Source organism: Bacillus pumilus (genome assembly GCF_038738535.1).
In the GTDB taxonomy this organism is placed as follows: domain Bacteria; phylum Bacillota; class Bacilli; order Bacillales; family Bacillaceae; genus Bacillus.
In genome coordinates this window covers 1,782,068-1,796,208 of the sequence record NZ_CP046128.1, presented here as the reverse complement: position 1 = coordinate 1,796,208, position 14,141 = coordinate 1,782,068, and the positions used below count along the sequence as shown (strand labels likewise).

The following is a 14,141-nucleotide window of genomic DNA, read 5'->3' as shown; positions in this document are numbered from 1 at the left end:
CATACAAAGGGTGTTTACACATATAAAGAAAAGCCATGGCCAAAGAGTGGTCATGGCTTTTTATGATTCAGAAATGGTGTGGTTGATGATGACTTTTTTGCGTTTAAGCTGCGATATGACTAAACAAATAAAGACAACTAGAACAAAAAGAGAAATGGTCAAAAAGCCAAACATATATGAGCCCGTCACTTCTTTTAAACTGCCCAGAATATTAGGTAAAAAGAAGCCGCCAATGCCCCCAGCAGCACCAACAATTCCGGTCACGATCCCAATTTCTTTATGAAATACTTGAGGCACCAGCTGAAAAACTGCGCCATTCCCCATCCCGAGACACATCATCCCGGTAAATAAAAGGGTAATGACCAAAGGTAAAGCTGGAAGACTGCTCACCCCTCCTAAGCAGATGCCGATGACTGCGAATAATCCAAGCAGTACTTTCATTCCACCTATTTTATCCGCAATGAGACCACCGATGGGGCGAAAGAAGCTGCCCGCCGCCACACAAAGAGTCACAAAATCACCTGCATGAATTTTCGAGATACCATATTGATCCACAAAGAAAATACTGAGAAAACTGGAAAGCCCGACAAATCCTCCGAATGTAATCGCATAAAGCAGGCAGAAAAACCATGTCGATTTCACCTGAAATACTGAAAAATACGACCGTAGCGGCTTTGGAGCGGGCTGATTTGGTGCATCTTTTGCTGTGAAAATAAAAAACAAAAAGACAAGACTTAACGGAATCAGGGCGAGCCCCATGACTGCATGCCATCCATAAATCTCGGCAAGACGTGGACCAAATAGTGTGGAGATCAGTGTTCCGCTGTTACCGGCACCTGCAATCCCCATGGCCACGCCTTGTAAATGAGGAGGATACCAGCGGCTTGCCATTGGCAAAGCAACAGCAAAGCTTGCTCCTGCTACTCCTAACAAAATACCAATCAGCACGAGCTCGGAAAGGGTTGTACCAGCGATGAACCCCCAGATGAGCGGGATGGTGGTGAAAAGCATGCCAATTACCGCTGTCTTCTTAGGTCCTATACGATCAGTGAATAAGCCAAGTACAATCCGAAAAAAAGAACCAGATAAAATCGGAATGGCAACAATCATGCCTTTCTCTGCGGTCGATAAAGCAAAGTCTTGCGCAATAAAAGCACCCAGTGCCCCTAATAAGACCCAGATCATAAAGCTCACATCGAAATATAAAAAGGAACTTAGCAATGTCTTAGGGTGACCACTTGATTTTAACTCTGAGAGTTTCATAAAATGCCTCCTCTATTTTGAATTTTCTGACTTAAAGATAGCGAGTTATCCCAAGTAATAAAAGTATCATGTTAGAAAAATTGACATGATTACACACTTTTTTACAGGCATGTGCCATAATCTATCCATACAATGTGTTGGGCAAGAAGCTTAGAGAGGTTGATTTCATATGGCAAAACGCAAACTCGTGTTTATCGGAAACGGCATGGCGAGTATGAAATGTATCGAACAGATGGTTCAAAAACAGCCAGAACACTATGCCATAACAGTCATTGGAAAAGAGAAGCACCCTGCCTACAATCGAATAAAACTTTCATCGATTTTACAAAAAAGCGACTCATTATCTCAAATTGAACTCAAGGAAAAAGAATGGTACACCGCGCATGACATCATCATGTACAAAGGAGAAACAGTCGTCCATATCGATACAAACAAGAAGTGTATCATGACAGATGCGCGCCGGGAAATTTCCTATGACAAGCTCGTCATCGCAACAGGATCATTGCCGTATTTTCTTCCTATTCAGGGCGTATCCAAAAAAGGGATTTATGCGTTTCGTACAATTGATGATTATGAGGCCATTTGTGCGGATGCGATGCGTTATCAACGAGCAGCAGTGGTCGGAGGCGGTGTGCTTGGTGTAGAGGTGGCGGCTGGCCTGCAGATTGCGGGACTTGAGACAACCATCATTCATCATGCCGAGTGGCTCATGCAGCGCCAATTAGATGAAACGGCTGCTAGTCTATTACAGCAGCAATTAACGCGCAAGGGCATTCAGGTGAAAACAAATGCCCATACCATTGCATGCTTAGGGGACGAGAGGGTAGAAGGCGTTCTATTGAAAAATGGCGACATCGTGGATGCTGATCTTGTTGTCTTCACAACAGGTATCCGTCCAAACATACAGCTTGCAAAGAATCACGGCATTCATACGCGAAAAGCCATTGTCGTCAATGATATGATGCAAACAAATGTCCAAGATATTTATGCCATTGGGGAATGTGCAGAGCATAAAGGAATGGTGCATGGCCTTGTTCAGCCCATTTATGAACAAGCAAATGCACTTGCCAATCATCTATTAGGCGAGCAAATTACATCTGTACCTCATCCCATTTACTCAACAAAATTAAAAGTACCTGACATGCCTATCTATTCTGCGGGATGTATTGAACACCATTCTCCGTATACGTCAGTGGTGACATATTTAGATGAAGAGCAAGAAGTCTATAAAAAATTCGTCTTTGAACGCGAGGCACTAACAGGTTTTTTATTAGTTGGAGAACTGGAGAAAGCCGATCAGCTTTTGCAAGATGTGAAAGTGGGGCGTGATAAAAGTGTCGTCATGAAAGCTCTTCATGAGGAGCAGCCATCTCCTCTAGATTCATTAAAAATGGACGATCTCGTCTGCCAATGTCAAAGCGTTACAAAACGGACGATTTTGAACACCATATCCGTCCATCAGCTGACAAGCTTAGAAGAGGTTCAAAAACAAACAGGAGCAGCAACCGGCTGCGGCGGCTGTCAAGAGCTCGTCCGTGCCTGCTGTCAGTTATCATCACATGAACAAATAGATGAGCCGGCCTCTTTTTGTTCATGTACAGAAGCTGATAAGCAGACCATTTTTTCGTTTATCAAAAAGCAACTGCTGCTGAATGTGGAGGAAATCAGAAGACATTTTCATTGGAAAACAGAGAACGGCTGCAGCAACTGCAGGTCTGCCATTCCATACTATCTCGAGCAATTTCAATCACCGATTGAAAAAATCAGCGATGCTGATCAAGAAGACATGCTGCCTCAGCTATACGGAGGGCGTCTTGAACTGGATTTCCTGAAAATCATGACGTCTTTGTTAGAACAAAAACTGATTGATCAGGCAGAGCTGACAGAGCATAAGCGAATACGGCTCATCGGCGTGTCAAAACAGGCGGCACAGATCGTCAAAAAACATTGGCCCATCATGGCGAAAGAGAAAAGAAGACTATCTCATGTCCTTACATGTGATTGTAGTCACGATCCAGCTGTCACAGCACTAGTAATGGAGTTTGAAAGACAAGTAGAAGACACACTTTTACCAGCCGTCACCTCTATTCATGTCGCCGGCTCTTCCTGCACGTGTAAACTAGCTCCAATATATGACATTTGCATGAAGAGACAGCTGGGGGAATGGAACATTTATATAGGAGGTGACGTATGTCAGCCGAAGGCCGGCCAGCTTTTTTACACTTTGCCTCAATCAAGTGAGCTGATCCCTTTTTTAAAAGCGCTGCTTGAAGATTATAGAAAAAGTGCATACTTTCAAGAATCCATCGGCGATTGGCTTCTCCGATATGGACTTATTTCTATTCGAGAAAAATTGCTTGATGAGGAAAGAAGAAAAGAGCTCTGTGAACAATTTGACCAAAGCAGACAAAAGGATGTGAAGGTATGAGTCAGTCTTTTTTACGATATGCCCAGCAAATATCAGAGCAGGAAGAACGAAAGCGAGTGTATCAATCCCAATGTCCATTTTGCAGTATGCAGTGCAAAATGCAGCTAGTAGAGCAGCATGTGGAAGGACGAACCAGATATCAAACGATTGGCGTACACAATCCAACTACGCACGGGAGACTTTGTATGAAAGGGCAGCATGCACACCAGCACGCACTGCACAAAGAACGTTTGAATCACCCGCTCATCAAAAGAAACGGGCAATTTGTAAAAGCGTCATGGCAGGAGGCACTTAATGAAATCAAAACAAACATGGAATCCCTTCAGATGGCACACGGGCATGATGCCATCAGTGTGTACGGAAGCGCATCTATTACAAATGAGGAGGCGTACTTACTGGGAAAGTTTGCGAGAGTGGCGCTGAAAACGAAATACATCGATTACAACGGGAGACTTTGTATGTCGTCAGCAGCAACTGCGGCGAATCAAACATTCGGACTTGACCGGGGTCTTACGTTTCCTCTCAGTGACATCAAGCATACACGGGTATTGATATTGGTTGGAACGAATATAGCAGAATGTCAGCCAACCTTCATGCCGTACGTCGAAGAGGCGAAAAAAAACGGTGCATTTCTCATCGTCATCGATCCGCGCAAAACACAGACAGCCCAATTAGCCGATGTACATGTCAGCCTGAAACCAGGATCAGATGCTGCACTGGCAAACGGCATCTTGCACATTATGCTTCATGAACATTTAATAGATGAATCATTTATTCGTCTTCGAACGTCAGGGTTCCAAGAATTAAAGGAGCACGTCTCGCGCATGTCCCTCTCAAACATTGCTGAGCAAACCGGTGTGACGATTGAAGTTCTGCAGAAAATAGCAAGGAAATTCGCACAAGAAAAGACAGGCATGATTTTCACAGCAAGAGGCATTGAGCAGCAAATAGACGGGACAGCATCTGTACGAAATTTCCTGAATATTCTGCTTGTTACTGGGAAGATCGGCCGCGTTGGGTGCGGCTATGGCGCAATAACCGGGCAAGGAAATGGCCAGGGGGCAAGAGAGCATGGACAAAAAGCAGATCAGCTTCCAGGGTATCGAGATATCACAAATTCTGCTCACAGAAAAGAAATAGCTGACATATGGAACATTGATGAAAAAGAACTCCCTGGAAAAGGCGTGTCTGCTTTTGAGATGTTTGAAAAAATGCAGGAAGGAGAAATAAAAGCGCTCTTTTTAATGTGCTCAAACCCCGTTCAGTCAGGCCCGCACGCGCGCTTTATTCAACAAGCCATCAAGAAATTGTCCTTTTTTGTAGCTGTTGATTTATTTATGTCTGAGACAGCTGCGCTGGCAGATGTAATTTTACCTACTTCGTCATATTTAGAGGATGAAGGTACGGTGACAAATGTAGAGGGGCGCGTTACGCTTAGAGAAGCAACCTATCCACTTAAGCATCAAAGAAAACACGATTGGCAAATCATTTGTGATATAGCAGCTGTATTAGGCAAAAGCGGCTATTTCTCCTTTTCATCCGCAGAAGAGATTTTTGAAGAATTAAGAGCCGCAACGAAAGGCGCAAAAGCGGATTACTCAGGCATGACCTATGAAAGACTGAGGAAGGAGCAAGGCATATTATGGCCTTGTACGCATCTAGAAGACCCAGGAACCGAAAGATTATTTGAACATGCATTCTCACATTCTGACAGTTTAGCAAAGTTTGCCGTCGTCACACACGGAAAAAATGTGGCAAAGGAACCAGTCAGTCAAGAATATCCTCTTTATTTAACGACGGGCAGAGTGATGGCTCACTACCAAACGGGCGTTCAAACAAGAAAAAGTACCTCTCTTGTTGCCCGGCAGTTTGAATCTTATGCAGAGCTTCATCCTGACACAGCAAAAACGTATGGACTTCAGCACGGGGAGCTTGTGACCATCCAGTCAAAAAGAGGAAGTGTCATCATGAGATGCCGCATATCAGACACCATTCGAAAAGATACCGTGTTTGTTCCATTTCACTGGAGTAAACATCAATCCATTAATCAATTAATTAGTGAACAACTAGATCCGCACAGTAAAATGCCAGGCTTTAAATATTGTCCTGTACAGCTGTCAGCCTATGTGAATTAAAAAATATGTGAGAAATCATAACATGTATTTTCCATCTATGTTTAGATGATGGTACTTTCTAAAAAATGATCACATGAGGGGTGTTTTATCGTGAAAGAAAAACTCGTATTAGTGGGGAACGGTATGGCTGGCATTCGAAGCCTCGAAAACATTTTAAAAGCAGACAGCGAACGATTCGACATGACGGTATTTGGAAGTGAACCGCATCCTAACTATAACCGGATTCTTTTATCGAAGGTGCTTCAAGGAGATACGAAGGTTGAAGATATTACACTAAACGATTGGAATTGGTATCAGGAGCATGATATTCAGTTGTTTACAAATGAGACCATTGTGAAGATCGATACAGATAATCAAACAGTCACCAGTGATCAAGGACGGACCGTGCATTATGACCGATTGATTTTAGCAACAGGGTCACTTCCGTTTATCCTGCCGATTCCAGGGAGTGATAAAAAAGGCGTGACGGCCTTTCGTACATTGCAAGACACAGAGGAAATGGTCAATGCCTCTAGCAGGTACAAAAAAGCAGCAGTCATTGGAGGCGGCCTTCTTGGACTGGAAGCAGCACGCGGCCTACTCAACTTAGGCATGGAAGTGAATGTCATTCACCTCAGCTCTCATTTAATGGAACGCCAGCTAGACCCTATTGCAGGTCAGCTTCTACAAAAAGCATTAGAAGAACAGGGCATGAACTTCCTGTTAGGAAAACAGACAAATGAGATTTTAGGAGATACAAGAGTTGAAGGGTTATCATTTTCAGATGGCACGACACTTGAGACAGACCTAGTCGTCATGGCTGTAGGAATTAAACCAAGTAAAATGCTTGCAGAGATAAGCGGCCTTGAAGTGAACCGAGGTATTATTGTCAATGATTTCATGGAAACGAGTGTCCCAGGCATTTATGCCGTCGGAGAATGTGTAGAACACAGAGGACAAACGTACGGGCTTGTCGCTCCTTTATACGATCAAGCGAATGTGCTTGCTGGGCATGTATGTGACATGAATCCTGTGCCATATGAAGGCTCTGTTCTGTCAACGCAACTGAAAGTATCGGGGGTTGACGTGTTTTCAGCTGGTGACTTTATAGAAAACGATGAGAAAAAAGCGATCAAAATCTTTGACGAACAAAAAGGCATCTATCAAAAACTAGTCTTCCAGCAAAACCGATTAGTAGGTGCCGTCATGTTTGGAGAAACAAGCGATGGACCTCGTCTATTCTCGTATATTAGAGAAGGGGTAGATATGTCGGATATGGAGAAGGTATCTGTCTTAACCTCGAATGATCCGGAGCAAGAAAGCACGATTGAAAGCATGGCAAATGACCATATCGTTTGCGGCTGTAATGGTGTCTCAAAGGGTCAGATTGTGGAAGCCATTCAAAAAGAAGGCTTAACAACGATTCAGGAAGTGAAGCAATGTACAAGTGCCTCACGATCATGTGGAGGCTGCAAGCCCGTTGTCGAAGAGATTCTTTGGCACACGTTGGGCGATGATGCGAACCGAACAGCCCAAAAAGAAACCATCTGCGCCTGCACCACTCTTTCACGAGATGAAGTCATTCATGAAATCAAAGAGAAGGGCCTGCAGCATGTCAAAGAAGTGATGAACGTACTTGACTGGGAGACAGAGGAAGGCTGTTCAAAATGCCGACCTGCCCTGAATTATTATTTAGGCATGCTTCAACCTCTTGAGTACAAAGATGAAAAGAGCTCACGATTTGTGAATGAACGCATGCATGCCAATATTCAAAAAGATGGCACATATTCGGTTGTTCCGCGGATGTACGGCGGCGTGACAAATGCAAATGACCTGAGAAAAATAGCTGATGTCGTCGACAAATATGAAATACCGCTTGTGAAAATGACTGGCGGCCAGCGTATCGACCTTCTAGGTGTCAAAAAAGAAGATTTACCTAAAGTATGGGCAGACCTGGATATGCCATCTGGTTATGCATACGGAAAATCTTTAAGAACGGTCAAAACTTGTGTTGGAGAACAATTTTGCCGGTTCGGCACACAGGACTCGATGGCTCTTGGCATTGCACTTGAAAAGAAATTCGAAGGTCTTGCGACACCGCATAAAGTCAAAATGGCTGTCTCTGCTTGCCCTAGAAACTGTGCAGAATCTGGCATTAAAGACCTTGGAATTGTGGGAATTGATGGAGGGTTTGAATTGTACGCCGGCGGAAATGGCGGCACACACTTGCGGGCTGGAGATTTATTGATGAAGGTCAGTACAGCAGAAGAAGTAGAGCAAGTGGCAGCTGCGTACCTTCAATATTACAGAGAAACGGCAAATTATCTAGAAAGAACCTCTGCTTGGGTTGAACGACTTGGATTAGATCATATTCAATCAGTACTCCTAGATGATGAGAAACGAGAAGCCTTAATCCAAAGAATGGACATCGCACTGTCAACGTATGAGGAGCCTTGGCAGGAGCTGCGCGAGAGTCAAAAAGACACGAAACAATTATTTCAAAAAGCGACGGCTTCTGTATAAATCAATTGAAGGGATGAGATCATATGACAGTTTCAGTTGTAAAAGTTCACATTGGCACCCTATCAGATTTTCCGCTGCAGCTAGGAAAAACAGTCGCAGCCGGTACTCTTGAATTAGCTGTTTTTCAAACCTCTAATAAGCAGTTCAAAGCCATTGAAAACCGCTGCCCTCATAAAGGCGGTGTTCTGGCTGAAGGAATGGTAAGTGGAGACCATGTCTTCTGTCCAATGCATGATTGGAAGATTGATCTTTCGTCAGGGAACGTTCAAGCACCAGATCACGGATGCGTTAAAACGTATGAAACATTGGTCGAGGGGGACGATGTCTTTATTTTATTGCCCTCATAAATAGTTTAGATCCTTCCTTTCATGTATATGCTGTATGTAAATGCAGCAAGAAAGGAAGGAATTTCTGTGCCGTTTTTTAGTATTTTGATTGAACTATTTATCGGGTTTTTCGCCTTATTTTTTATTACAAAATTATTAGGGAAAACACAGTTTGCACAAATCACGCCGTTTGATTTTATTTCTGCACTGATTTTAGGCGAAATGGTCGGAAACGCCATTTTTGACCCAGAAGTCAAGATTCAGCACATTTTGTTTGCTGTTGCGGTATGGGGCGTTCTCATCTATACAGTTGAATGGTTTTCACAACGCTTTAAAGGTATTCGAGCCTTTTTAGAAGGAAGACCTACGCTTGTCATTGATAAAGGGAACATTCACTACAATCGTTTGAAGAAAAATATGCTTGATCTCAATCAGCTGCAGACACTGATTCGCGCGAAAGGTCATTTTGCCTTGCATGAAATAGAATATGCCATTTTGGAAACAGACGGCTCTGTCAGTGTTCTTCCGAAAATGAAATACGCAACTGCCACAGCAGAAGATGTGAACGTGAAGGGAAAAGAAGTCAAATTGCCTAGAACATTTATTATTGATGGCGAAATTTTAAAAGATGACCTACAAGAAGCTGGCTTTGACGAAACATGGCTGAGTGAGCAATTAAAAAAGCAGCACATTTCTTCTCATCGAGATGTTCTATTTTGTGAATGGATTGAAAATGAAGGGATTTATGCGATGAAATATGAAAAGTCTAAAAAACATCCACAACAAAATTAAGTGGGTGTTTTTTTTGTGTGTCATGAATAGGATCAAAAAGAATGTTTGATTGAAAATGTTCACAAAGAGGAGGAGATGTGCGATGAAGTATGGAAAGGTATGGCTTGTGGTCGTCTTGTCTTTATTACTATTTAACTCAGCTTCACTTCAAGCAGCCGAACATCAGAATCAAACAAACCGCGTCCTTGTGGTCGATCAAAAGGGAAATGGCTCGTTTCGAACCGTTCAGTCTGCCATTGATGCGATTCCAGCGAACAATCAACAGCGCGTAACGATCTATATTAAAAATGGTGTATATAAAGAAAAGATCCTGCTTCCTCAAAATAAACCACACGTGTCCTTTATCGGCGAAAACCAGCACAAGACGATTCTGACGTATGATGATACAAATGCAAGTACTGGCAGCACAACAAATAGCTCCAGCACTATGATTCGTTCGAACGACTTTTACGCAGAAAATATCACCTTTCAAAATACTGCTGGCAGACATGCTGGTCAGGCGGTTGCGCTGTATGTGTCTGGCGACCGGGCTGCGTTCAAACAAATAAGAGTCTTAGGGTATCAAGATACACTTTATGCAACAGGCTCAGGCCGGCAATATTATGAAAACTGCTATATCGAGGGCACGGTCGATTTTATTTTTGGATCAGCCACAGCTGTGTTTAAAAGAGCTGAAATAAAAAGTCTTGGAAATGGGTATATTACTGCAGCATCCACAACAGAAGCACAAAGGTATGGTTATGTATTCATCGATTCTACGTTGAAAAAGGGGACGGCAGCTGCTCAATCGGTTTATTTAGGACGTCCGTGGAGGCCTCATTCCGCTGTGACATTCCTCTATACAAAAATGGATGAACATATTAAGGCAGAGGGATGGCATAACTGGGATAACCGTGATAACGAAAGAACAGCAAGATATAAAGAATATGGATCGACTGGGACCGGAAGCAATGTAGCAAATCGCGTAAAATGGTCCAATATTTTAACGGAAAACGAAGCAAGTCAAATCACGGTGCAAGCTGTTCTTGGCGGAGCCGATGGCTGGAATCCAGAAAAAAGGTAAAGGGCTTGTCAGTTTTCGTCAAAGAAAGCTGACTTTTCTGTTTAAAAAACCTTTGAGAACAAACGTTCTTTTGTGTATAATGAACATATTCTTCTAAAATTGGCTGCGATAAAAAAGGAGGGATTGCGTGAAGCGTTTTTCACAGCTCTTGTTTTTACAAATATGTATCCTGTCGATTTTATTTCTCCCTTTTTCAGCAAAAGATGATCAACTTACAGCTCGTAACGACTCACTGCCGTGGATGACAGCTTTAGATGAATTCATACGAACAGCACCTGATTTAGAGGGCGCGATCTCCGGCATCAGCGTCCGCAATACTTCTGACTCCTCTCTTCTTTATGAACATCAAGCCGATATTCGTCTTACTCCTGCTTCTAATATGAAACTGCTCACATCAGCCATCGCCCTTGATATACTAGGAGAAACACACACATTCCTGACAGATATCTGGATGGATGGTTCTATTCAAAAGAAAACGTTACATGGCAACCTGTATCTACGCGGTACCGGGGATCCGACTTTATTAGAAGAGGATTTTGCAGCACTTGCCAAACAAGTGAAAAAGGCCGGAATACATACCATTCGCGGACAGCTTGCGGCAGATGACACTTGGTATGATGATACGCGATATTCTATTGATTTGCCTTGGAGTGATGAGGATCAATATTACGGTGCACAAATCTCTGCTCTCACAGCTTCACCGAATCAAGATTATGATGCAGGAACCGTGATTCTCGAAGTAAAACCAGGAAAGAAAGCAGGGCAAAAAGCGACCTATGACATCATCCCGAAGACTTCTGTCCCTCAAATCATGAATCAAGTAAAAACCGTGCCAGAAGGCGGAAAAAAGAAGATTTCTTTTAAGCGCTCTCACGGCACAAACAAGATTACGTTGACTGGAACCATTCCGGTTAAAGCGAGTTCATCTAGACAATGGGTAGCGTTATGGGAGCCAACCACTTATGCGTTAGATTTAATGAAACGAGCGTTAAAGGCGGATGGGATTCAAGTAAAAGGACCGCTTAAAACAAAACAAGTTCCTAAAAAAGCCAAGAAAATTGCCAGCCATTCATCGATGCCTTTATCAGATCTGCTTGTTCCCATGATGAAACTCAGCAACAATACCCATGCAGAAATTTTGCTAAAGGAACTTGGAAAACAAGTGAAAAGCAAAGGGAGCTTTGAGGATGGACTGGATGTCATGTATGAACGGCTTCCCGCGTTTGGCATCGATCCTTCGCATGCAGTGCTGCGAGATGGGTCGGGCATATCACCTATTAACCTTGTTTCTGCCAACCAGTTCACGTTATTTTTGACAAACATTCAAAAGGAAAAATGGTTTAAGACCTATGAACATGCGCTTCCGTTAGCAGGGGCAAGTGAACGAATGGTCGGAGGGACGTTAAGGAACAGATTGAAAGAACCAGCTACACTAGAAAAAGTATGTGCAAAAACAGGTTCATTAACAACGGTTAGCACACTTTCTGGATATATTGACACGAAGAGCGGAAAGACGGTCGCCTTTTCCATTTTATTAAATCATCTTGTTGATGACGAAAAAGGGAAAGAGATAGAAGACCATATTGTCAGCATTTTAGCTGAGAATCTTTAGATAGAGAAGGAGTACCATCATGACGTTAGATAACAATCAATCTTTAGTAAAAACCATGTCCATTTTTCTCGTCCCGCTTTTGCTTAGCAATATTTTGCAATCAATCGGACAGCTTGTATCCATCGTTCTTGTCGGTAGATGGATTGGAGAGGATGCAGTAGCTGCTATTTCTGCATTCTTTCCGCTTTTCTTTTTACTCGTTTCTTTTTCCATTGGAATTGGATCGGGAAGTTCCATCCTTATTGGACAAGCGTATGGAGCGAAAAATGAAAAAAGATTAAAAGAAATTATTGGCACAACGCTTTCATTCACCTTTTTAATCGGACTTTCTTTAGCGATCATTGGAGGTTTATTTGCAACAGACATCCTAAATCTCATGGGAACACCTGCAAATATTGTGGAGGAAAGTGCGGCATATGCCAGAATTCTATTCATCTCAATGCCGATCTTATTTCTTTATTTTGTTTACACGACCTTCCTGCGAGGAACTGGGGATTCAAAAACGCCTTTTTATTTCTTAATGATTAGTACGGCAACGAATATTTTAATGCTGCCCATTTTATTATTTGGCTGGCTGGGACTGCCGGCATTTGGTTTATACGGCGCTGCATATGCTTCTGTGATTTCAACCATTGTGACGTTTATTATTCTACATATCTACTTATATAAGACAAAGCACCCGCTTCGCATTGATGCATCAGTGAGAAAGCATTTATTGATGAAAGGGGATCTACTAAAAACATTATTAAAGCTCAGCATTCCATCGAGCATTAATATGATCCTTATTTCTTTATCAGAAATTGCTGTTATTTCTTTTGTCAACGATTATGGATCACAGGCCACAGCTGCCTATGGTGTTGTCAATCAAGTCGTGAGCTATGTGCAGATGCCGGCAGTGAGTCTTGGCATTGCAGTCTCTATCTTTGCAGCACAATTCATCGGTGCAGGGAATATCAACCGCTTGAAAGATGTGATAAAAATCGGGTTAGGGCTCAATTTTGCCATAGGCGGATTCATTATTATCATCGTTTATCTCTTTGCACCACAGATTTTATCTATCTTTTTAACAGATTCTAAGACGATTGACATTGCCTATAGCTTGGTCGTCATTACATTATGGAGCTATCTTATTTTTGGAACGGCCCAAATTGTTGCAGCCACGATGAGAGCAAGTGGAACAGTTTTATGGCCAACAATCTTTAGTATTTGCTCCATTTGGCTTGTAGAAGTACCAGTCGCTTATGTGCTATCGCACTACACATCCCTTGGCATCAAGGGCATATGGATTGGATATCCTGCGGCTTTCTTTGTGAACTTACTCCTTCAATACGGCTACTATCAGCTCGTATGGAAGAAAAAACAAATTGTAGCGCTTGTTCAGTCATAATGTGAAAGTGTGAAGCAGCATATACATACGAAGATCTATCACTTTTCAGGAGGTCTGATCTTCTATGTTTTTGAATCAAAGAAGTGAACTGAGCTCGCACAATATCGGTGATTTTTCTTATGCCGGACCAGATTTCCAAGTGCTGACATGGGGGGAAGGTGCGACACTAAACATTGGGAAGTTTTGTTCCATCGCAAACGAAGTGAAAATTTTCCTTGGCGGTGAACACCGGACAGATTGGGTCACAACGTATCCGTTTAATCAAATTTTCAAAGAAGCTGCCCACATCAAAGGACATCCCAAATCAAAGGGAGATGTGCAGATAGGACACGACGTATGGATTGGATATGGCGCGACGATTATGTCAGGAGTATGGATAGGGAACGGAGCAGTGATCGGAGCAAATAGTGTCATCACAAAAGATGTGCCGCCATATGCAATTGCTGCAGGAAATCCGCAGCAGCTCATGAAATATCGGTTTTCATCCGAAATGATCGAAAAACTGCAGTTATTAGAATGGTGGAATTTAGAGTTTGCAATCATCCAATCTATTTTTCACCTTTTGCAGTCTCATGATATTGAACATTGTATAAATGTAATAGAAGACATAAAAAAGAAAGGCTGAAAAAGCCT

10 protein-coding genes are annotated in these 14,141 nt (G+C 42.6%); 9 read left to right on the top strand and 1 reads right to left on the bottom strand.

Going from position 1 to position 14,141, the window contains the following annotated elements:
* Positions 1 to 60 precede the first annotated feature (60 nt).
* Positions 61 to 1,263 (bottom strand): nitrate/nitrite transporter, encoded by a 1,203-nt coding sequence (locus GKC25_RS08880; RefSeq protein ID WP_034660883.1) that lies wholly within the window; start codon positions 1,261 to 1,263, stop codon positions 61 to 63.
* A gap of 169 nt (positions 1,264 to 1,432) precedes the next feature.
* On the opposite strand from GKC25_RS08880, the gene GKC25_RS08875 reads away from it, so the two are divergent.
* The 9 genes from GKC25_RS08875 (at position 1,433) to GKC25_RS08835 (ending at position 14,133) form a co-directional block, all read left to right on the top strand.
* On the top strand, positions 1,433 to 3,691 hold the full coding sequence (locus tag GKC25_RS08875; protein ID WP_187704549.1) for an FAD-dependent oxidoreductase: 2,259 nt from the start codon (positions 1,433 to 1,435) through the stop codon (positions 3,689 to 3,691).
* Positions 3,688 to 5,826 (top strand): assimilatory nitrate reductase catalytic subunit NasC, encoded by a 2,139-nt coding sequence (nasC, locus tag GKC25_RS08870; protein WP_095285262.1) that lies wholly within the window; start codon positions 3,688 to 3,690, stop codon positions 5,824 to 5,826. The genes GKC25_RS08875 and nasC overlap by 4 nt, the downstream gene beginning before the upstream one ends.
* An 87-nt stretch (positions 5,827 to 5,913) precedes the next feature.
* Entirely contained in the window at positions 5,914 to 8,328 is a 2,415-nt protein-coding gene (nirB, locus tag GKC25_RS08865) for a nitrite reductase large subunit NirB (RefSeq protein ID WP_262417231.1), read from the top strand.
* Positions 8,329 to 8,351: 23 nt separating this feature from the next.
* On the top strand, positions 8,352 to 8,675 hold the full coding sequence (gene nirD / locus GKC25_RS08860; protein WP_034660879.1) for a nitrite reductase small subunit NirD: 324 nt from the start codon (positions 8,352 to 8,354) through the stop codon (positions 8,673 to 8,675).
* 27 nt (positions 8,676 to 8,702) lie between these two features.
* Positions 8,703 to 9,446 carry a DUF421 domain-containing protein gene (locus tag GKC25_RS08855; RefSeq protein ID WP_187704574.1) on the top strand — a complete coding sequence of 248 codons (744 nt, stop codon included), beginning with the start codon at positions 8,703 to 8,705 and terminating at the stop codon, positions 9,444 to 9,446.
* A gap of 82 nt (positions 9,447 to 9,528) precedes the next feature.
* On the top strand, positions 9,529 to 10,509 hold the full coding sequence (locus tag GKC25_RS08850) for a pectinesterase family protein (protein ID WP_034660878.1): 981 nt from the start codon (positions 9,529 to 9,531) through the stop codon (positions 10,507 to 10,509).
* A gap of 127 nt (positions 10,510 to 10,636) precedes the next feature.
* Positions 10,637 to 12,121, top strand: coding sequence for a D-alanyl-D-alanine carboxypeptidase/D-alanyl-D-alanine endopeptidase (gene dacB / locus GKC25_RS08845; protein ID WP_342689969.1), 1,485 nt, complete (start codon positions 10,637 to 10,639; stop codon positions 12,119 to 12,121).
* A 19-nt stretch (positions 12,122 to 12,140) separates the two neighbouring features.
* Positions 12,141 to 13,508 carry an MATE family efflux transporter gene (locus GKC25_RS08840; RefSeq protein ID WP_034660876.1) on the top strand — a complete coding sequence of 456 codons (1,368 nt, stop codon included), beginning with the start codon at positions 12,141 to 12,143 and terminating at the stop codon, positions 13,506 to 13,508.
* Positions 13,509 to 13,572: 64 nt separating this feature from the next.
* Complete coding sequence (locus tag GKC25_RS08835) at positions 13,573 to 14,133, top strand: CatB-related O-acetyltransferase (protein WP_034660875.1); 561 nt, start codon at positions 13,573 to 13,575, stop codon at positions 14,131 to 14,133.
* Positions 14,134 to 14,141 lie beyond the last annotated feature (8 nt).